At 36.4% G+C, this 20,475-nt stretch carries 16 protein-coding genes; 2 read left to right on the forward strand and 14 right to left on the reverse strand.

The window, feature by feature from the left end:
* Positions 1–36: 36 nt before the first annotated feature.
* Positions 37–1,080 carry a C48 family peptidase gene (locus H1225_RS02550; protein ID WP_161671344.1) on the forward strand — a complete coding sequence of 348 codons (1,044 nt, stop codon included), beginning with the start codon at positions 37–39 and terminating at the stop codon, positions 1,078–1,080.
* Positions 1,081–1,254: 174 nt separating this feature from the next.
* Positions 1,255–2,397 carry a tRNA/rRNA methyltransferase gene (locus H1225_RS02555; protein WP_161671345.1) on the forward strand — a complete coding sequence of 381 codons (1,143 nt, stop codon included), beginning with the start codon at positions 1,255–1,257 and terminating at the stop codon, positions 2,395–2,397.
* Positions 2,398–2,491: 94 nt separating this feature from the next.
* On the opposite strand, the gene emrB is transcribed toward H1225_RS02555, so the two are convergent.
* From emrB to nrdE, 14 genes are all read right to left on the reverse strand, one after another.
* Positions 2,492–4,009, reverse strand: a complete 1,518-nt coding sequence (gene emrB, locus H1225_RS02560; RefSeq protein WP_109847433.1) for a multidrug efflux MFS transporter permease subunit EmrB — start codon at positions 4,007–4,009, stop codon at positions 2,492–2,494.
* A gap of 15 nt (positions 4,010–4,024) precedes the next feature.
* On the reverse strand, positions 4,025–5,203 hold the full coding sequence (gene emrA / locus H1225_RS02565; RefSeq protein ID WP_161669164.1) for a multidrug efflux MFS transporter periplasmic adaptor subunit EmrA: 1,179 nt from the start codon (positions 5,201–5,203) through the stop codon (positions 4,025–4,027).
* Between the two features lie 192 nt (positions 5,204–5,395).
* On the reverse strand, positions 5,396–5,923 hold the full coding sequence (gene mprA / locus H1225_RS02570; protein WP_006537766.1) for a transcriptional repressor MprA: 528 nt from the start codon (positions 5,921–5,923) through the stop codon (positions 5,396–5,398).
* Positions 5,924–6,415: 492 nt separating this feature from the next.
* On the reverse strand, positions 6,416–7,624 hold the full coding sequence (locus H1225_RS02575; RefSeq protein ID WP_006537765.1) for an MFS transporter: 1,209 nt from the start codon (positions 7,622–7,624) through the stop codon (positions 6,416–6,418).
* A gap of 168 nt (positions 7,625–7,792) precedes the next feature.
* Entirely contained in the window at positions 7,793–8,200 is a 408-nt protein-coding gene (locus tag H1225_RS02580; protein ID WP_109847436.1) for a hypothetical protein, read from the reverse strand.
* Positions 8,181–9,542 (reverse strand): phosphatase PAP2/dual specificity phosphatase family protein, encoded by a 1,362-nt coding sequence (locus tag H1225_RS02585; protein ID WP_161769700.1) that lies wholly within the window; start codon positions 9,540–9,542, stop codon positions 8,181–8,183. The genes H1225_RS02580 and H1225_RS02585 overlap by 20 nt, the downstream gene beginning before the upstream one ends.
* A gap of 100 nt (positions 9,543–9,642) precedes the next feature.
* Positions 9,643–11,412, reverse strand: a complete 1,770-nt coding sequence (locus tag H1225_RS02590; RefSeq protein ID WP_115065156.1) for a bifunctional alpha/beta hydrolase/class I SAM-dependent methyltransferase — start codon at positions 11,410–11,412, stop codon at positions 9,643–9,645.
* Positions 11,409–12,044, reverse strand: coding sequence for a CDP-alcohol phosphatidyltransferase family protein (locus tag H1225_RS02595; protein ID WP_239739421.1), 636 nt, complete (start codon positions 12,042–12,044; stop codon positions 11,409–11,411). The genes H1225_RS02590 and H1225_RS02595 overlap by 4 nt, the downstream gene beginning before the upstream one ends.
* A gap of 531 nt (positions 12,045–12,575) precedes the next feature.
* A complete protein-coding gene (locus tag H1225_RS02600; protein WP_006537757.1) occupies positions 12,576–12,926 on the reverse strand; it encodes a hypothetical protein in 351 nt (116 codons plus the stop codon).
* Between the two features lie 283 nt (positions 12,927–13,209).
* Entirely contained in the window at positions 13,210–14,205 is a 996-nt protein-coding gene (gene proX / locus H1225_RS02605) for a glycine betaine/L-proline ABC transporter substrate-binding protein ProX (protein WP_006537756.1), read from the reverse strand.
* A 120-nt stretch (positions 14,206–14,325) separates the two neighbouring features.
* The gene (proW, locus tag H1225_RS02610; protein ID WP_239739422.1) at positions 14,326–15,537 is read right to left on the reverse strand and encodes a glycine betaine/L-proline ABC transporter permease ProW; all 1,212 of its coding nucleotides are present in this window, start codon (positions 15,535–15,537) and stop codon (positions 14,326–14,328) included.
* Positions 15,530–16,729, reverse strand: coding sequence for a glycine betaine/L-proline ABC transporter ATP-binding protein ProV (gene proV / locus H1225_RS02615; protein ID WP_239739424.1), 1,200 nt, complete (start codon positions 16,727–16,729; stop codon positions 15,530–15,532). The genes proW and proV overlap by 8 nt, the downstream gene beginning before the upstream one ends.
* Positions 16,730–17,350: 621 nt before the next feature.
* The gene (gene nrdF, locus H1225_RS02620; protein ID WP_109400649.1) at positions 17,351–18,319 is read right to left on the reverse strand and encodes a class 1b ribonucleoside-diphosphate reductase subunit beta; all 969 of its coding nucleotides are present in this window, start codon (positions 18,317–18,319) and stop codon (positions 17,351–17,353) included.
* 24 nt (positions 18,320–18,343) lie between these two features.
* The gene (nrdE, locus tag H1225_RS02625; protein WP_115065160.1) at positions 18,344–20,470 is read right to left on the reverse strand and encodes a class 1b ribonucleoside-diphosphate reductase subunit alpha; all 2,127 of its coding nucleotides are present in this window, start codon (positions 20,468–20,470) and stop codon (positions 18,344–18,346) included.
* Between the last annotated feature and the right edge of the window lie 5 nt (positions 20,471–20,475).

Below are 20,475 nucleotides of genomic sequence, written 5' to 3' on the forward strand. Positions count from 1 at the left end.
ATAGGATTATTATTATTTAATAAGTTGTGGTGACATATGAATATAACGCCAATCTCTTTTATAGCGAATCAACAGAGTATTAACGATAATGAAATTCAAAAGCTATTTGATAGCTTTGGTATTAAACTTTGTAATATTAATATTGCTAAAAGTCAAATAGATAAACTCGCTGATTCAATAAGAAATGGAAGTTCAAAAGATTTAGAATATTTAGTCAATATCATGTTTCATGAAAATAAAGAAATAAGCTTATATGCCACTAATCAACTCTATTTAATTTATTCAAAATTAAATAATTCAATAAGAGGTGATATTAAAGAATTTATTAAATCACTCTATGAAATAAAAGTAAGAGACGATAAAGAATATTTCAAAGAGCGACCTTTATTAAGCGCCATGGCTTGTGGGGATGCGATTGCTGGGCAACAGGGAAAAGGGAATAATGTTTTTATCTCAGCGATTGATAATTATTTAAATATAGAATCTACTAAAAGCGTGTTTGCTAATAATGCTGAAAGCGTAAGTAGCAGTAATCGTTATATCTCTGCATCAGAATTACAGTCTTGGGTTTCACTTCAATCCTATCAATGTGATATTGGTCACTATAAAACAATACTTAATAAAATAGAAAAGAATAATAAATCTGATGAGTTAAAAAATCATGTGGTTTTAGTCAACGGTAACCATTGGGTTGCTTTATTTACTTATAAAAATAGCTGTTTTTTATGTGATTCATTATCTTCAAACAAAGAAGATAATGATGAACGTCATGAATTATTAACTAGTCTAGAAAAAAAAGGATTTAATACCTTTAATATAGAAGATAACTTACAAAAAAATGTACCTAATGGCTGTGGTCTTTTTGCACTTAATTATATTGATAGTTTACAAAATGAATTAAATAACTTAAATAATGGAAAAGAAACTGATTTAACATCCACAATAGAAACGGTATTACACAATACAGGGAAAAATTTTCTTAACCTGAGTGATGAAGAGCAAACTACATTTAATCATGATTTTAGGAAAACATTAATCATGGATACACTTTTTAATTTTTTTAAATCTAGTAATGAATAGCTCTCTTACATATTGATATACCAATTGTTTTTTATTGAGAAAAAGTTAAATCTAATTTTATTTTTAAAGTGAGAGTTTTTTGATATAGGTTTATCTCTTACTCTGCGTGATTCTCTCGGTGACAGTTGCTAAACTATCATGTAATCTGCGCCCCTATTGCAGTTGGAGAGACAAATGAACGATTCTTATGAAGGTAAAAACGGCAAAGTAAAAGTGATGTATGTCCGTAGTGAGGACAATGCCGATAATAAACCTAAAAAACCATCCCGCCGTCCTGAAAATGGTCGTGGTGATAACCGTAACGACAAAAATCGTGATAATAGACGTGGTGATAGCCGCGACGATAAAAATCGCGATAACAGACGTGGTGATAACAAATTTTCTCGTCGCGATGACCGCGGTGCAGCAGGTAAGCCTTCAGGGCGTGGCGCATCACGTAATGAATCAAAACCTTCTCGCGATAGCGAAGGCGGAAGTTTTTCTCCATGGAAAACGGTTTCTCGCCCTGCTGGTGAAGAGGCAATTAAAGAGCACGATGGCATTACTGGTAAGAGCCAAATCGATCCAGAACAGCTACGTCGCCAGCGTTTAGAAGAAACTCGCATTTATGGTGAAAATGCCTGTCAGGCAATGTTTAAAAATCGTCCTGACGCGATTGTTCGTGCTTGGTTTTTACAAGATGTGACACCACGCTTTCGTGATGCACTAAAATGGATGGCTGCAAATCGTAAAGCCTATCACGTTGTTGAAGAAGAAGAGATGGTCAAAGCCGCCCGTACCGATCACCATGGTGGTGTATGCTTCTTAATTAAAAAACGTGTCGGTCATGATGCAGAAACTTATCTGAAAGATGCACCTGAACATGATTGCGTATTAGCACTTGAAGATGTGGGGAATCCACATAACGTAGGTGCAATTATGCGTAGTTGTGCGCATTTTGGTGTGAAAGGGGTTATTTCTCCTGATTCTGCTGTATTAGAATCTGGTGCGGCTGTTCGTACCGCAGAAGGTGGCGCTGAATATATCCAAGGTATTGATGCTGATAATTTTGCTCAAACTTTAGATAAATTTAAAAAGGCGGGTTATACACTAGTGGCAACATCAAGCCATAAAGGCAGTGTGCCATTATCAAAAGCACAATTACCAGCGAAAATGGTACTTATCTTAGGTCAAGAGAAAGATGGCTTAAGTGAAAGCACTTTAAATCAAGGTGATATGAGCATTTACATCGGTGGTACTGGACACGTTGAAAGCTTAAACGTTTCTGTAGCTTCAGGTGTATTATTAGCAGAATGGTGGCGTCAGCACCAAGGCTAATTGCTTTATAGTGTTAAATAAAAAATGATAAAAAACCGCTTAATCATTGTGATTTAAGCGGTTTTTTTTATGTATAAGATCTACGTGAATTGCGTTATTTTCCTGGAGAGAATGGCGGTTTAGCAAACCAAACCACTATCATCATGATAAGGAAAATACCTGCAGCTAACCAGAAAATCTCATTGGCTGAAATAATTAATCCTTGTTCTGTAATGGTTTTCGCTAAATAGGCCGATGCCTGTTCATTTGAAAGACCAAGATCATTCATTTGCTGGAATGCCATTTGTGAATCAGGATCAAGTGGATTAATTTTTTCTACAAAGGTTTCATGGTGAAGTGATTCTCTTTGTGTCCAAATTGTCGTAGTTAACGATGCACCAATTGCCCCTGCCAATGTTCTTAAGAAATTTGAAAGACTTGACGCAGATGCCATTTTTTCTGGGGGTAATCCAGATAATGTCATTGTTGTTAACGGCATAAAGAAACATGCAACCGCTAAGCCTTGCCAAAATTGAGGCCATGCCACAGTGGCAAAATCCATTCCTGGTTCGAAGGTATAAGCTCGCCAATAAAAACACACAGAAAATATAATAAAGCTGAAGCTGATGATATAGCGTAAATCTACTTTACCACCAAACTTGCCTATAATCGGTGTGATAATTAAAGGCAATAAACCTACTGATGCAGATGCTAATCCAGCCCATGTTGCTGTATAACCAAAGACTTCTTGTAAAAGTAGTGGCAGTAAAACAATGGTACCAAAATAGATCATATAGGCGAGACTGAGCGTGACACAACCAATGGTAAAGTTTCGGCTCTTAAAGAGTGAAAGGTCTATCACCGGATGGTCGTCTGTTAACTCCCAAACAATTAAGAAACTAAGTGCAACCACAGCCACAATGGTGAGGACTATAATTTCTGTTGAGTTAAACCAATCAAGCTCTTTACCCTGATCGAGCATGATTTGTAAAGCACCTATACCAATAACAAGTAAAACAAGACCAATGGTATCAATTGGTTTAATTTCGGTTTTTGTTTCTCGCCCAGCTAATGTGTTTGATATACACATGATAATCAACACACCAAATGGGACATTAATAAAGAATATCCATCCCCAGTGATAGTTATCGCTGATATAGCCACCTAAAATAGGTCCTAAAATCGGTGCAACAACTATGGTTACTGACCATAGTGCAAGTGCCATATTTCGTTTTGCTGGTGGATAGTTATTCAATAACAGACTTTGTGATAAAGGAATAAGCGGTCCGGCAACTAAACCTTGAAGCACACGAAAGAAAATCAGCATTTCAAGGCTTTGTGAAATACCACAAAGCCATGAGGTTAACGCAAAAAGTGCCGTTGACCACATAAAGAGTCGAACTTCACCAATACGTTTTGCTAACCAACCTGTAATTGGGATAGAAATAGCATTTGCTACACCAAAAGAGGTAATAACCCAAGTCCCCTGTGAGTTAGAGGCACCTAAGTTTCCTGCAATAGTTGGAATGGCTACGTTAGCGATTGTAGAATCGAGAACTTGCATAAAGGTGGCCAACGCAAGAGCGATGGTCATTAAGGCAAGTTTTCCTCCTTGTAATGGCTCTTTAATCACCTTTACACCTCGCCTTTATTGTCCTGCATTCTGTTCAATAATTTCATTGATCAGTTTATTAATCGCTGACATATCAATAGTTAATGCATCAGTATGATAAGCAGGTACTTGGCGTTCACTGTGTGATAATACTTTTCCATCGAGGTTAATTGTATCAACGGTCACTTCAGAAGAAAGACCAATACGCAGTGGTTTTTCCGCTAACTCTTTTTCATCTAATGAAATACGAACAGGTAAGCGCTGAACAACTTTTATCCAGTTACCACTGGCATTTTGAGCAGGTAATAATGAGAAAGCACTCCCAGTTCCCATATCTAAACCTAATACAGTGCCATGATAAATCACTTTTTTACCATAAAAGTCAGTTGTAATTTTGGCTGGTTGGCCGATACGCATATTAGCGAGCTGAGTTTCTTTAAAATTGGCATCAATCCACATACCTGTTATGGGAACAATAGCCATTAAAGGTTTACCCGGTGCGACTTGTGCACCTACTTGAACGCTACGACGTGAAACATAGCCATCGGTTGGACTTAAAATTTTAGTACGTTCTAAAGCGAGCCATGCATTACGAACATCGGTTGATGCTTGTAAAACGGAAGGTTGCTGTGCAATTGGTGTATTTAAGATAATTGCCTGATTAGCATTATATTGCTCTCTTGCAACTTCTAAAGCAGCCTTTGCAGTGGAAACAGCTTCTCTGGCGTGTTGAAGTTCTTCTTTACCAATCACATTGCGTTCGCCTAAAACTTCACGGCGACGAAGATCATTTTGTAATTTAGTGAGCTCCGTTTCGCGCAAAACGATGTTTGCTTTTAATTGGCGACCGTTGATGATTTGTTGATGCATTTGGCGAACACTATTCGCTAATGCTGTTTTTGCTTTTTCTAATGCCAGTTTTTCATCACTTGAATCTAATAAAACTAAGGGTTCTCCCGCTTTTACAAAATCGGTGTTATCCACATAAACAGTGGTAACAGAACCAGAAATCTGAGGCATTACCATGATTTGATTACCAGTCACATAAGCATTATCTGTCGTTTCATGATGCCTTAGCACCATAAACCAATAAGCTGTGTAAGCTATGCCAGCAACAATAAATAAGATAGTTAGAAACAGTAGAACATTTCGGCGAGTTCGTTTTTTATTGCGAATGGGAGCCTGAGGGGGGGTATTTTCCTCATTAACACTCATTTAGAAGATCTCCATAAAACCAGAAAAACATCATTAGATATGTTTCCAGTATTAAAACTGGAAACATAATTATAAAGTCAATCTTAGAATAATTATTAGCGTGAGGATAAATTATAAATGCTAATGGGTAAGTATGTTTGCCGATTTATGGCTTAAATAGGATTAGATCAATAAAACTATCTATTATGCTACTTATTCACAAGCCTTTTCAGCCAAAGTATCTAATTGTAATAATAGCTTACGCATTAGCGTTTCAAGCTGTCTTTGTTCAGATTGATCTAATACAGACCAGATTTGTTTTAAACACTGATGTTGCGGTGGTAATAAGCTATTTAAAAACTCTTCACCAGCATCAGTTAAATGGAGATGTAAACAACGACGATCATTATGACTTTCACGGCGTTCAATCCAACCTTGTTTTTCAAGCTCATCAGCAATACGAGTTGCATTTGTTCTTGAAGAGCCTAAAGCCGCACTTAATTCTGATGGTTGAATACTACGATTTTCTGTCGTATCTAATATCATTAATGCCATAAATAATGTCTCGTTAATACCCTGAGACTTCAACATATTATTACGACTTTCAAGAAGTTTGCTTTGAACATGCATAGAAAGTCGAGTTAACAAAATTTCTTGATAAGGAATATCTTTGTTAAGCGATTTCTGTTGTGTAGCGCGAGTGTTTAGTAATTCTTCTGTTGGCGTAAATGAGCTTTCCATTTTTAGACACCTTGTTAGTTTCGAAAATTAGGATAATGCTGTTATCAACATGTTAAATGGTATATTAAACACACAATTTAGCAATTTTTATTATTTATAGTCACTATGTTTTTTTGATTATGTTACCTGATTCATAAATTTTCTGAATGATAACACAAAAAAAAAGATAGGTACTTATCTCTTTGTTATAAGTTAATAAAATCAATTTATCACTTATCTGACAATGAATAGTAGTCTATTTACGAAAAAATGGATCATTTTTTACGATAAAACACGTAATAAATTTATTATCACTACCAATGGTTGTTATGTTTATGATATCGAAATGAAATTATTTATATAGTGCTTTATTGGGAAGATTGATATAATTTTCTTAATAAAGAATAGGATGATGATATACATTAATAGTAATCACGCTGTTAAAACATTCATATTTTATTCTGATTAGAGTAGGATTGAAGAAATAATATAACCCATCCTTGGGTCTGAAAATTATTCAGTGTGGATTATTGGATCATTTTTATAACCTAAAAACCAAACAATAAGACCAATAACACCAATGACTAATCCAGCGATAGAAACGCCTGTCCATCCATATTGATGATAAGCATAGCCCGATAGTAAAGATCCTAATGCACCACCGATAAAATAGCTTGTCATATAAGCGGCAGTTAGGCGGTTTCTAGCATCCGGTAAAATACGATATATGGTACTCTGATTGGTGACATGAACACCTTGAACCGCTAAGTCTAGCAGGACAACGCCAATAATAAAGCTGATGAGCCCAATCCAGTGATAATAAGGTGCAATAACGATAAAACCCCAAGAAAGAAAGAGGATGACTAATCCCACGGTAGTCGTTTTCTTGCCTTTTCCTTTATCAACTAATACACCCGCTTTACCCGCCATCAATGCACCTGCGGCGCCTACAAGACCAAATAAACCAATCACAGCATCTGAGTAATTAAAAGGATCAGAAGCCAATAAAAAAGCCATTGAAGTCCATAATAAACCAAAGTGAGCAAAAATAAGTGCACCAACTAATGAGCGAGTCCTTAACACGGGCGTTGTTGCAAATAATTTGAAAATAGAGCCTAGCAATTGGAAATAATTTAAGTCAGTTTCACTTTTATAAGTGGGTAAACAGCGCCATAAAGTGATCGCTAAAATGGCCAGAAAAATACTTGCCACCCAGAAAATACCCTGCCAATTAGTAAATGATGCCATTAACCCAGATGCAGTTCTCGCCAGTAAGATCCCGAGTAAAAGACCACTCATAATCGTTCCGACGGCTTTTCCTCTTTGATGTGGCGCGGCAAGCGTAGCAGCAAAAGGAACAAGAATTTGAGCCACAACGGAGAACATACCTGAGAGCGCCGTTCCTATTAACATCACCCAAATATTAGATGCCATAGCGGTAATCAATAGACCACTCGCTGAAATTAATGTCATGGTAATAATGAGTGAGCGACGTTCAAAAATATCGCCAAGAGGTACTAATAACATTAACCCTATGGCATAACTGAATTGCGCTGTAGTGACAATAAATCCGGCCAAAGTAGCCGATATGTGGAAATAGTTTGCGATTGAATCAAGCAGAGGTTGTGCGTAGTAGTTACTGGCAACAACCATGCCTGTGGCAACCGCCATAAGTAAAATAAGGCCTTTGCTTAGTGATGTTTGTGGTGCGGTGTTTTCCATAATACTCATAACGAATCATTTGTAAGGTAAATGATAGTAACATGAGTCATTTTTTTGGGAAAAGAATTACTGTGATAGAAATGTTCAATTAATTTGATATAAACCTTTTATATTTAATTGTTATAACATATTGTTTTATATGCTAAATAAGGTTATTAACTGGACATTCTAATAACTAAAAAACGTAAAAAAGAGCATCGTCAAACACCATATCCATTGAACTGAAATACCAATCACGGCAAAAGAAAACAGACGTTTAGTTCCCAACCAGCGGGCTTCCATTGTCTGTTTTTTCGGGCGTTTAGGAAATAATGTAGAGAGACTTTCATCAAAGCTAATATTGTCTTGATAGCGATAAAGAGCTTGAAAAAAATGACTATCAAGCCATAAACGAAAAAGATGATATTGCGTAAATAAAAATAAAAGAGAAGCACCAAAGAATGCTAATTTATTGTGAAAGTGAAGGCTAAAAACAGGCCATGTGTTTATATAAGGTAACAGTGATAACAGCAGTAAATAACGCCAACTTTGGGTTAAAGATACAATGACTTTACCGCTAGTTTTTGTTGTCAGCATCGTTACCTCGTGATCTATTTTGTTGGAAACGTGAATACCACATTTGTAATGCCTCTTGTGTTTCTAAATTTAAAATCACTTGAGGGCGAGTTTGATACACTTGTTTTATTGCGTCTTGCAGAGTATTTACTGTGCCATTATAAACGAGCCATGCAACCGCAATAGTTGCACTGCGTGAATAGCCTAATTTGCAATGAATATAAACAGTACCTGCTTGATTGAGTTGCTCCATTGATAACATTGCTTTGTTAATATCATCTGGAGATAAAGGTAATAAATCAATTTGAGGCTGTGCTAAATAAAGTTTATTTTGACTAAACTTATTTCTTGGCCATTCACAAGTTAAATCAAAAACAGCGTTCGCTTTTAATTTATAAAGAGGGCGTCCACCTAATAAAATACCTTCAGTGACTAAACTCGGTGTTTGGCACTGTTTTAAATAATAACGATAAGTACACCACGCAAAGAAGCGATAAGGTAATAGGATTATCTGTGCAGAAAGAGGGACTTCACCCTGCGCATTTTTTTGAAAAATAGAAGCTCCAGCACCTAAATAGCCTAACGTTACAAAAGTTAATGTGATTGCTGGCCATAGAAAGATCCAAAAGAATCCTTGCAAACCAAAAGATAACAGATAAAACACCATTGCGGATAACGCATAGTTTTTACCAATACGCAAACTATGTTTGCTACCAGTAAAATGCCATTTCCAACGCGAATTTATTGGTAATAAATAGCAAATAAATACGCCGACACCAAAACCCGTAATAATATCAATAAAGTGATGTTGCCACGTTGTTAGTACAGACACAGCAATAAGCAATGACCATAAATTTAAAAGCCATTGCCATGATTTTGGCGTATGAGCACGGAAACGTAACCAAATAATCCACAATAAAATAATATGTAAAGAAGGGGCTTGGTTATAAGGTAAATCGAAACCCTCTAATTGGGTAAATAACCAGCCAGAAACCCCTTCTGTTGTTGGGCGAATAAAGCTAAATTTTAAAGGGAATAATAAAAAACCAGCACAAGCAATAAGCGAGGCAACAATTAAACGTAGCCCATGTATAAATTGTTCTTTTAGCGTTGTACAAATAATCAGTGAAATACCATAGGCAATATTTACACTCCAATAAGGAATGATTGTCCAGGGTAAAAAGGGGATTGCTTTTTCCCACGAATAAACAAAAGAAGGAACATCAGATAAAGTGGAAGTATAAGTGTTAACTTGCATATAAGTTAAATAGAAAAATGGGGCAAGACATAACAGCCATACAATACCAGCGAGCCAGATACTTTTTCTTGATGATGTTATTTGAGAGTGTTGGTTTCCCCCCATACAAAGATCCCTTTATTTGTTTATGTTTTTTTACAAGGACTTAAAGCTACCGCTATACAGTGACATATAGTGATAGCCCTGTTATTGGTAGTGTATTCTATTAGCGACGTTTTGCTATCGATACACTAAAAATCCCCCAATGATCAATTTGTTGATCTAACTTTTCAAATCCCGCTTCATTGACTAAAGCATCCATTTCACCTTGACTACGGCAACGCATGATCCAAGGTTGTCCGTTTTGGTGACTTGGTAATACGCGCGCAATCATTTCAAGTTGAGGGTGCCAAGGTTGACAGGTATAAATCAATAAGCCACCACTTGGAATGGCTAGCGAAAGTCCTTTTAAAGACTCTTTTAGCAGATGGTTTTCAGGGAATAATTCATAAAGTCCACTGACAATACCCAAAGTGGGTGAAGGCGAAACAGCACTCAAACTTTCTGCATCAAAAGCGTTACCTTCTTCAAAACGCACTTTGTCTTCTAAATGGCGTTCTTTAATGGCAAGTCGGCCTTGTTCAACATTAATCGGGCTATAGTCGCGCATTAAAATTGAATCGACCTTACCATAGTCATTAACCGCATCAAAAATATAACGGCCTTGTCCTGCAGCAATATCCATAATATGTACTGGCATATTATTTTGTGTTAATTGGCGAATAGCGTATCTGATCGTATTTTCAATATTGATTTTACGTTGGCGAATACCTTGCCAACCAATACTGTTTAAATATTGTTTATCAATGATACGACCAAATAAGCCTTTTCCCTGAGGTTGATTACGGTAGACATAATCCAGAGTCGATCCAGAATCAAAACCCTTATCGTAACCCAGAGCAACCCCTTCAGACGCTTTACCTAACGTGCTCATAGAACGGCTAATTAATTTATAATAAAGTTTTTTTGGACAATATTTAGGAAGAGGGGTCTGTAATGCGCGATAAACATCAGCACTATGGCTCCATATATCTTCATTTTGATAATCGTGTTGATAAAGCGGTTGTGCAAACAATGTTTCAATAAAGTGACGCATTTTATTGATGGGGATTGCTCTGTCTTTCTCGCCCAATGTATCGTGGTAAAAACCAGGTAAAACATGCTTTTCTTTAATAGAGGTATTTAAACGTTCATAGAAAAGATGTTGAGGTTTGGCGTGAACTACATGATCATTACCTGAAATAAATAATTGTGTTGGTAAAGTAATCGCACTTGCATCTTCAACCACGCGATCGGCCGTTTTATAAAGTTCTAATAAAATATTGACGGCAATAGGGCGAGTGATTAGCGAGTCTTGATTAAAAGAGTCGATACGACTTTGGTCATGGGTTAAGTATTTGGCTTTCACATATGAATTGACGTAAAAAAGGCCCCGAATTTTTTGCATTAAGGCGAGGCCGGTGCGTGCAAAAGGAACATATAACTTCACTTTAAATGCAGGAGAGGCCAACACCATACCACGGATCTTCGGGGCATAATCGTGTACCCAACCAGTAACTAAAACAGCACCGACACTTTGACCAACAACCAGAATATTCTCCATTGGAATACTATAGTTAGATGAAACGTAACGAACGAATTCGTCTATATCTTTTATTGATGTTCCCATTGATGGGCTATAACCGCGAGCACCTTCATTTTTACCATGTCCACGAGCATCCCAAGCAAACATTGAAAAATCAGGAAGATCTAATTCATCAACTAGATGAGAAACACGCCCCGAATGTTCATGACCTCGGTGAAATAAAATAATTGCTTTTGATTCAGTGGTGATTTGAGCAGGCCAATGGCGATAATACAACGGTGTCTTATCGCTGGTGGTAAATTCAGACTCAATCATATTCCTTTGAGTTTGATATTGCGGTTGTTGATTCATAACGATGTATCCTTATCTTTATCTGTCATCTTTGCTTCTTTTAGTGCTCGATGAATACGGTGATAACAAGTCAACAAAAGTAATAAATTAATAATAATAAAAAGATAATGTATGTTTTCTGATAATGTCAGTGAGGGGAATATTCCGATAAAAAGCGCAATAGTACCGAAAATAAAGGCTCTATCACTTTTTCCCATGGGGCCATCATAACGACGAGACGCATGAATAGTTTGGGCAAGAACACCTAAAAACTCAGTCATTATCATTAAAAAAAGTGCCAGCATGATCCACCAGTAGGCCTGTGGAAAAATAAAAGCAAAAGGTAAATAGAGTGCAATGTCTGAAATAACATCGCTAGCTTCGTTTAATATCGCGCCAAGCGCACTTTTTTGCTTATGTTCTCGCGCAAGCATGCCATCAATGGCATTAAGCGCCATCCGAAAAAAGAGGACAAAAGGGAGTAATAAAAATAAACGAGGGGAAGGATGAAGCAAAAGTAGTCCACCAACGGCAATGGATAAGAGTAAGGCAGAAAGTGTAACTTGATTTGCGGTGATCCCTTTTTTAAATAATTGTTTTACATAAGGGCGCAATAGAGATTGAAATTTGGGTTTTAAGTCATAAATTGTCATGACGCATCCTTGTGTTCAAAAGTACGTATACTATCTCAAAATTATTGATTTATTATTAGCTGATTTTTATCTCATTGAATATCTTTATTTCAAATATTTAATTTATTTACGATTTAGCCATAAAACTAATTTCTGAAATTTACCTGATTTAATAATTATTTAGCTCTAAAAATAAAACAAAAATCAAATGCATATAATTGTAATTATCGGATTGTTCTGTATTTGTGTTTATTTTTTATTTTTAGAATGATTAATTTTTCTTTAGAAATGTGTGCGTAATTATAATTAGAGAATTAAAAGAAGGGAATGAAAATAAGGGATATTAAACATTTTATAACAGCTGATGAAGTAGTTTGATTTATTTTTAATGTATTGTTTTAAATGAGATTTAAATATAATAGGGGTATCAATAGTGTAATCAACGAGTTACAGTGGCAAGATGTTTCGAATATTATGAAAATAAAAACGAATAAACCCCATAGATATTATGGGGTTTTATTGTCATTACGAGTTCATACTCAATATATTGAATTAATAACCTTGTGATGCAGAAGTTGCAATCATTGCCATCATGGTTGTGAAGAAGAAAATAAAGAAAAGAACAGCCATAACGATACTAATAATAAAGTAAACAAAGCCAGCTCTGTTCCATGTTTCTTGCACTTTCATAAAGGTTTCAACAGAATCGTAATCACCGCTTTTCCAAGCCCATTCATTTCCTTTAATACCACAGACAAAGATCCAAACTAAGTTAAGTAAAGGAACAAGCGCTAATAATGGAAGATAGGATTTATTACCAAAACCCCAAATAATATTAAACATGAAAGCACCCCAGTTCCAACGTTTAATTTCTTCAGGTACTGGTTTGTTAGTGTAAGACACAGTTTATTCCTTATCTAAAATAATAAATATAAAAATGAGAATGCCAAAATGGCAACTGGAGAAAACGATAATCATAATTGAAGAAATGAGAGAATGAAAGACAGGTATATCTTTGCCATTAATAAAAAGAATTATCTTAATAATGAAATAGTATTAAGATCTTTTTATTTTTATATAAATTAGCTCTGCCTAATTACATGTAATTATAGTTTTTTATAAATAAAAACAGGCCACAATAGTGTGACCTGTTTTGTGATAATCTTAATTTAAGATTATTTATTAATTACTTTGCAGCAGCCTGAGCTTGTTCAATCCAGCCATCAAAGGTTTTTTGATGTGCTTTGATCCAAGCATTAGCATGACGTTCAATATCTGCCTGCGATTTTTGACCATTATGCATACGTAAGTTTTGCGCATTAATATCGGCAACAGACACTTTCATGACTTCAAAGAGTTTTGCCGCTGCAGGGTTTTCTTCAGCCCATTTTTTATTCGCTGCGATATGCATAGTACTTGGCGGGAAACCATAGTTTTTACCATTTGCTAATGTAGTATCGGTTTTATCATCACCCGGTAATGAAGAGAAAGGCACTTGTAACCAAACAACATCTTTACCTGGTTTTAATACATCACTTATCCAGTAAGGCGTCCAAGTGTAATAAAAAATGGGTTTACCTTCTTTATAGCGAGTAATAGTATCTGCCATCATTGCCGCGTAATTACCTTGGTTATGTGTGACAGATTTTTCTAATCCATAGGCTTTCAAGTGATTGTTAATAGCTTCTTCACAACCCCATCCCGGATTACAACCCGTTAAATCGGCTTTGCCATCACCATCGGCATCAAAGAGTTTGGCAATTTTAGGATCTTTTAATTGCTCAATATTGGTGATGTTATATTTCTCTGCCGTTTTTTTATCAATCAAGTAACCTTGAGCTGCATTAACGACATAATCCCCTTTACGATAAAAGGTATTATCACCTCCTGCCGCTGCATATTGTGAATTATGAAGAGGAACCCAACTGACTGCCATAAAGGTCGCATCACCATTGGCGATAGAGGAGTAAGCAACGTTATAGTCTACTTCTTTAATTGGCTGAACAGTGTAACCTAATTGTTCTAATGCTTTGTTGACGATTAAAGTTTGAAAGGTTTCTTCAGAAATCGTACTTTGCACGGGTTGAACCGAAATCCCTTTTCCAGGTAAATCAGCAGCGGATAACTGGGTGCTTATCAGTGTGGCGGACAATACTGTTGCCCAGAGAACTGGATTACGCATAGTTTTTCCTTCTGTTGTTATGGTAAGAGATAAATAGCGACAGCGAACTGTCGCCTCTATTTCTTATATTGATTGAACGTGATGTTCTTTATTGATTTTTAATTAATAGTAAAATATTTATTACGATGCTTTTTTGCCAAAGAGTCGGCAAATTAAGCCAATAGGCCCTGTCATATACCAGCATCGATTGCCTTTATGACGGCTGTTTTGACCTAAAGATTGCGTTAATCGGTCAAGAATAATTGCGAGAATAACAATACCTGCGCCCCCTACAGCAGCAAGTCCCATATCAAGACGGCCTATACCGCGTAATACCATTTGACCTAATCCACCAACGGCTATCATTGATGCAATAACAACCATTGAAAGCGCTAACATCAGTGTTTGGTTTACACCTGCCATAATCGTTGGCATGGCGAGCGGTAATTGCACTTTAAACAGCATTTGGCGAGGACTTGCACCAAATGATTGTGCTGCTTCAATTAAATCTTCAGGGACTTGTTTGATCCCTAAAATGGTCAATCTCACAATAGGTGGCAAAGCAAAAATAATGGTGACCACAACGCCAGGGACGTTACCAATACCAAATAACATGACGATAGGCACTAAGTAGACAAACGCAGGTGTTGTCTGCATCGCATCCAGTAAAGGCCGGACAATTTTGGATGCTCTATCGCTGTTAGCTAGCCATATCCCTAATGGAAGTCCGATAATAAGACAAAACAGTAATGAAGTGAGTACCAATGCAAGGGTAACCATAGCTTCAGACCAAGCACCTATTGCACCAATTAATATTAATGAGATAAAAGAAGCGACACCCATGGCTTTGCCTGAAAGTTGCCATGCAATCAGAGAAAACAGAATAATGGCGATAGGTGCAGGCATTGAGGTTAAGAAATTTTCAAAACCACTTAATACCAAATCAACGGGTACACGAATACCTTGGAAAACTGGGCGAAAGTGCAACACAATCCAGTCAATCGCATCGGTAACCCATGAATCTAATGGGATCAGCGTATTGTGAAACGGATCCATTAGATTGAATGAATCGGGTGCGACATCCGTCGGTGCGGCATCCGTCGGTGCGGCATCAAGCCAATCACTGCCAGCGGATGATGTATCAATGTCACCACCACCGCCTGCACCCCATGGATCGGCATCTGTTGATGAACTGTCAGTACTACTCCAAGGATCGCTTTCTGTTGTGCTAGTATCTGTTGTTGCCCAAGGATCATCATTGGCATTATTGGTTGTCTCTTGAGCTGTCTCGCTTGTTATGGTTTCTTGGATATCTGTATCCACAGTCGTATTTTTATCTGTTGTATTACTCATTTGGCGTCTCCTTATCCAGTGCTTGTAGTAACATTCCTTTAGAAATTAAGCCGATATAACGGTTTTTTTCATCAATAACAGGAATAGCACAGGGAGATTGTGCAACAGTTGAAATCAGCTCATTTAACGGTGTATCCCCATTAATGGCACAAGGCTCAGGTAGAATAGCTGACTCAATAGGTTGTTTATTTTTGAGCGCCTCTTCAAGAGACGTAACGGAAACGATGCCAATAAATTTTCTTCCCCGTTCAATGAGATAGCCAAAATTTCTATCTTCATCTTCGAGTACTTTCAAGGCGGAGCGTGGGCCAAAACCTGGGGCAATATGCAGTAAGGTTTCTGGGCGACGTTTGGCAATATCTTTTGCACTAAATACATGGCTAATATCAACACCACGGAAAAAGGTACGTACATAATCATTCGCTGGATTGTTGAGTATTTCATCCGGTGTGCCCGTTTGAACAACACCACCACCTTGCATAATGGCAATGCGATCACCAATACGCATGGCTTCATCGAGATCATGAGAAATAAACACAATCGTACGCTGTTTATCGCCTTGTAAGCTCAATAACTCATCTTGCATTTCAGTACGAATTAATGGGTCAAGTGCTGAAAAAGCCTCGTCCATTAACAAGATATCAGGATCATTGGCAAGTGCGCGAGCCAGACCAATACGTTGACGCATCCCACCAGAAAGTTCATCAGGCCAAGAGTTTGCGTAACTGCCTAAATTGACTTGCTCTAAGGCATCCATCGCTTTTTTATAACGTTCGTCTTTGCTTAATCCAGCGAGATCCATGCCAAATGCAGTGTTATCAAGCACGTTCATATGGGGCATTAATGCAAATGATTGAAACACCATACTGATTTTTTTACGGCGTACTTGTCGTAATTCTTTATCAGACATGGTGGCAATATTTTCACCATCAATAAGCACTTCTCCCTTTGTAGGAGAAATCAGACGATTGAGAAGGCGGACTAGGGTGGATTTACCTGAGCCAGATAATCCCATGATGACAAATATTTCGCCTTCTTCAATTGCCAGATTTGCATTTTGAACGCCCACCGTAAGCCCTGTTTTATCAAAAATCTGATCTTTGTTCATACCAGACTCTAATAATTCAAAAGCGCGTTTAGGGTGCTCGCCAAATACCTTGTAGAGATTTTTTACTTCGAGTTTAATTGCCATGCAATATATAGTTTCCTATTTAAATATTGAAAGGAATAAATTAAATATTAATTAATAAGTGTTATTGTTTTTCCTAAATAAAATTTTAGTAAGGGAAATACCCTACCACAATGATTGAGTCTGACAACCCTATGTTAATTATAATTAACTAAATTATTTAGCTGTAATTTCTTTATTTTTTATATGATTAATAATTAAATAAAGTGAAATAAATAAAATTGATTAAAAGATATATTTCTATCTAACTAACTGAAATAACTTTATTTTTATAGATGTTATTATTTTGATTAGGATCTCAATAAAAATGAAAATTTAATCTCAAAATAGAGGATGAAATAGATGAAAATTAAATGAAAAAAAACCAATAATCATTAGTATAATTAATATTTATTCTCTTGTGATAAGGTTTATCTACGAAATTTAAGCTGAAATGATTCGAAAAAAATTGATTTTTTGACAATATTGAACGGCAAAAATCAATCGATTAGATTGTTTATTGCTCAAATAAAAATGCACAAAAAAATAATCTATATTTTTCAGTGCATTATGTTTTATATGTGATACATAATCAAATTGAATGTATTTTGTTGTTTCTCTTACCTTCAATTTGGCTAATAAATCTTAAAAATCCCAATCATCGTCTTCAGTGTTAATCGTTTTTCCAATAACATAAGATGAACCGGAACCAGAAAAGAAATCGTGATTTTCATTTGCATCTGGTGATAATGAAGAAAGAATCGCAGGACTTACATCGGTTATTTCATCAGGGAATAAAGCTTCATACCCTAAATTCATTAATGCTTTATTTGCATTATAATGAAGGAATTTTTTGACATCTTCTGTCCAACCTACAGTGTCGTAAAGATCTTCAGTATATTTCACTTCATTGTCATATAAATCTAATAATAATGAGAATGCAAAATCTTTAATATCTTGTTTCTCTAATTCGGATTTATTTAATAACTGATTTTGAAATTTATAGCCAATATAATAACCATGAACGGCTTCATCACGAATAATGAGTCGAATTAAATCGGCTGTATTAGTTAATTTTCCTCGGCTTGACCAATACATTGGTAAATAGAATCCTGAATAAAATAAAAAGGATTCTAAAAAGACGCTGGCAATTTTTTTCTTTAAAGGATCTTCATCTTGGTAATAACGCAAAATAATTTCTGCTTTCTTTTGTAAGTAAGGGTTTTCCTCACTCCAACGATATGCTTCATCGACATCAGTTGTTAAGCAGAGTGTAGAAAATATCGAACTGTAAGAGCGAGCATGAACAGCCTCCATAAAACAGATGTTGGATAACACCGCTTCTTCATGTGGCGTCAATGCATCGGGCATCAATGTCGGCGCACCTACTGTATTTTGGATAGTGTCCAATAACGTTAACCCAGTAAAAACACGAATAGTGAGCTGTTTTTCGGCTTGAGTTAATGTACTCCATGAAGGAATGTCATTGGAGAGTGGAATTTTTTCAGGTAACCAAAAATTCATGGTTAAACGGTTCCAAACCTCTAAATCTTTTTCGTCTTCAATACGATTCCAGTTAATCGCATTAACATGACTTAATAAAGGTGATGACATGCTATGTTCTCCTTATTGTAATTATTAAAGTGCACACGAAACACAGCCTTTGATTTCAGTGCCTGCTAATGCGGATTGTCGGATACGAATGTAATACAAGGTTTTAATTCCTTTACGCCAGGCATAGATTTGTGCTTTGTTAATATCCCTTGTTGTGGCTTCATCCGAAAAGAATAATGTCAGTGATAAGCCTTGATCGATATGTTGTGACGCTTCTGCATAGGTATCGATAATCTTTTCTGCACCAATTTCATACGCATCTTGGTAATATTGGCGATTTTCATTAGTCATAAAGGGGGCGGGGTAATAAACTCGTCCAATCTTACCTTCTTTTCTAATTTCTATTGGCGCGGCAATAGGATGAATGCTTGATGTAGAGTGGTTGATATAGGAAATAGATCCTGTCGGCGGTATTGCTTGTAAATTTTGGTTATAGATCCCATGCGTCATAATAGATTGCTTGAGAGTCTGCCAATCTTCTTGTGTTGGAATATGAATATTAGATTGGCTAAATAGCTGGTGGACTTTTTGAGTTTTAGGTAACCACGGTTGTGATACATATTTATTAAAATATTCACCTGTTGCGTACTTTGATTTTTCAAAACCTTTAAAGTACTGTTTTTTCTCAATAGCTAATTGATTTGAGGCGAATAACGCATAATAAGTGACGGTATAAAAATAGATATTGGTGAAATCTAACGCTTCTTCAGAGCCGTAATAAATCCTTTCACGAGCTAAGTAGCCATGTAAATTCATTTGCCCTAAACCAATCGCATGAGAAGCGAGATTACCTTTTTCAATAGAAGGAACAGACTCTATTTTCGTCATTTCAGAGACATTGCTTAATGCTCTAATTGCTGTGCTGACAGTATGGGCAAAGTTAGGCGAGTCCATTGCCATAGCAATATTCATAGAACCTAAGTTACAACTGATGTCATGACCGATATGGCGATAACTTAAGTCTGGGTGATACTCACTTGCGCTGTTGACTTGTAAAATTTCAGAGCAGAGATTGCTCATGTTTATTCTACCCGCAATAGGATTTGCGCGGTTTACCGCATCTTCAAACATGATATAAGGATAGCCAGACTCAAATTGAATTTCGGCTAATGTTTGGAAAAACTCCCTCGCTTTAATTTTCTTCTTACGAATTTGCGCGTTATTTACCATTTCACTGTATTTTTCACTAATACTGATCTCTGACATAGGTACGCCATAAACACGCTCTACATCATAAGGAGAGAAGAGGTACATATCTTCATTACGTTTCGCTAATTCAAAAGTGATATCAGGAATAACAACCCCTAAAGAGAGGGTTTTTATTCGAACTTTTTCATCTGCATTCTCTCTTTTGGTATCAAGAAAATGGTAAATATCTGGATGATGAGCATGAAGATAAACAGCGCCAGCACCTTGTCTTGCTCCTAACTGATTAGCATAGGAAAAAGCATCTTCAAGCATCTTCATAACGGGAACAACGCCAGAAGATTGATTCTCTATACGCTTAATGGGGGCGCCTGCTTCACGTAAATTAGTGAGCAAAAATGCAACGCCGCCGCCACGTTTAGAAAGCTGTAATGCAGAATTTACCGATCGACCGATAGACTCCATATTATCTTCTATACGTAATAGAAAGCAGGAAACTAATTCACCGCGTTGTTGTTTCCCGCAATTTAAAAAAGTGGGTGTTGCGGGTTGGAAACGACCACTAATGATTTCATCAACAAGATGAATAGCGAGATCAGTATCACCTTGTGCAAGAGTAAGCGCTACCATACAGACGCGATCTTCATAGCGCTCAAGGTAACGCTCACCATCAAAGGTTTTTAAGGTGTAACTGGTATAGTATTTAAAAGCGCCTAAAAAAGATTGAAAGCGAAATTTTTTGCTATAAGCATGTTTGAATAGCTGTTTGATAAAAGCAAATTCATATTGTTCTAATACTTGAGCTTCGTAATAGTGTTGTTGTACTAAAAACTCAAGTTTTTCTTTTAAATCATGAAAAAATACCGTGTTTTGATTTACATGTTGGCGAAAAAAATGATGTGTCGCTAATTTGTCTTTATCAAACTGAATATTACCTTGCTCATCATACAGGTTTAGCATGGCGTTTAAGGCATGGTAATCAAGTTGTTCTATTGATTGTGTCATGTTAA

It is taken from the genome of Proteus penneri, assembly GCF_022369495.1.
GTDB classification, from domain to species: Bacteria; Pseudomonadota; Gammaproteobacteria; order Enterobacterales; family Enterobacteriaceae; genus Proteus; species Proteus penneri.

Coding starts and splice junctions, on each gene's coding strand:
- mprA (WP_006537766.1), bottom strand. CDS start 5,923: ATGGAAAGCTCATTTACGCCAACAGAAGAATTACTAAACACTCGCGCT.
- H1225_RS02580 (WP_109847436.1), bottom strand. CDS start 8,200: ATGCTGACAACAAAAACTAGCGGTAAAGTCATTGTATCTTTAACCCAA.
- H1225_RS02585 (WP_161769700.1), bottom strand. CDS start 9,542: ATGGGGGGAAACCAACACTCTCAAATAACATCATCAAGAAAAAGTATC.
- proX (WP_006537756.1), bottom strand. CDS start 14,205: ATGCGTAATCCAGTTCTCTGGGCAACAGTATTGTCCGCCACACTGATA.
- proV (WP_239739424.1), bottom strand. CDS start 16,729: ATGGCAATTAAACTCGAAGTAAAAAATCTCTACAAGGTATTTGGCGAG.
- nrdF (WP_109400649.1), bottom strand. CDS start 18,319: ATGTCATCACCTTTATTAAGTCATGTTAATGCGATTAACTGGAATCGT.
- H1225_RS02550 (WP_161671344.1), top strand. CDS start 37: ATGAATATAACGCCAATCTCTTTTATAGCGAATCAACAGAGTATTAAC.
- H1225_RS02590 (WP_115065156.1), bottom strand. CDS start 11,412: ATGAATCAACAACCGCAATATCAAACTCAAAGGAATATGATTGAGTCT.
- emrA (WP_161669164.1), bottom strand. CDS start 5,203: ATGAGTGTTAATGAGGAAAATACCCCCCCTCAGGCTCCCATTCGCAAT.
- H1225_RS02595 (WP_239739421.1), bottom strand. CDS start 12,044: ATGACAATTTATGACTTAAAACCCAAATTTCAATCTCTATTGCGCCCT.
- proW (WP_239739422.1), bottom strand. CDS start 15,537: ATGAGTAATACAACAGATAAAAATACGACTGTGGATACAGATATCCAA.
- nrdE (WP_115065160.1), bottom strand. CDS start 20,470: ATGACACAATCAATAGAACAACTTGATTACCATGCCTTAAACGCCATG.
- H1225_RS02555 (WP_161671345.1), top strand. CDS start 1,255: ATGAACGATTCTTATGAAGGTAAAAACGGCAAAGTAAAAGTGATGTAT.
- H1225_RS02575 (WP_006537765.1), bottom strand. CDS start 7,624: ATGGAAAACACCGCACCACAAACATCACTAAGCAAAGGCCTTATTTTA.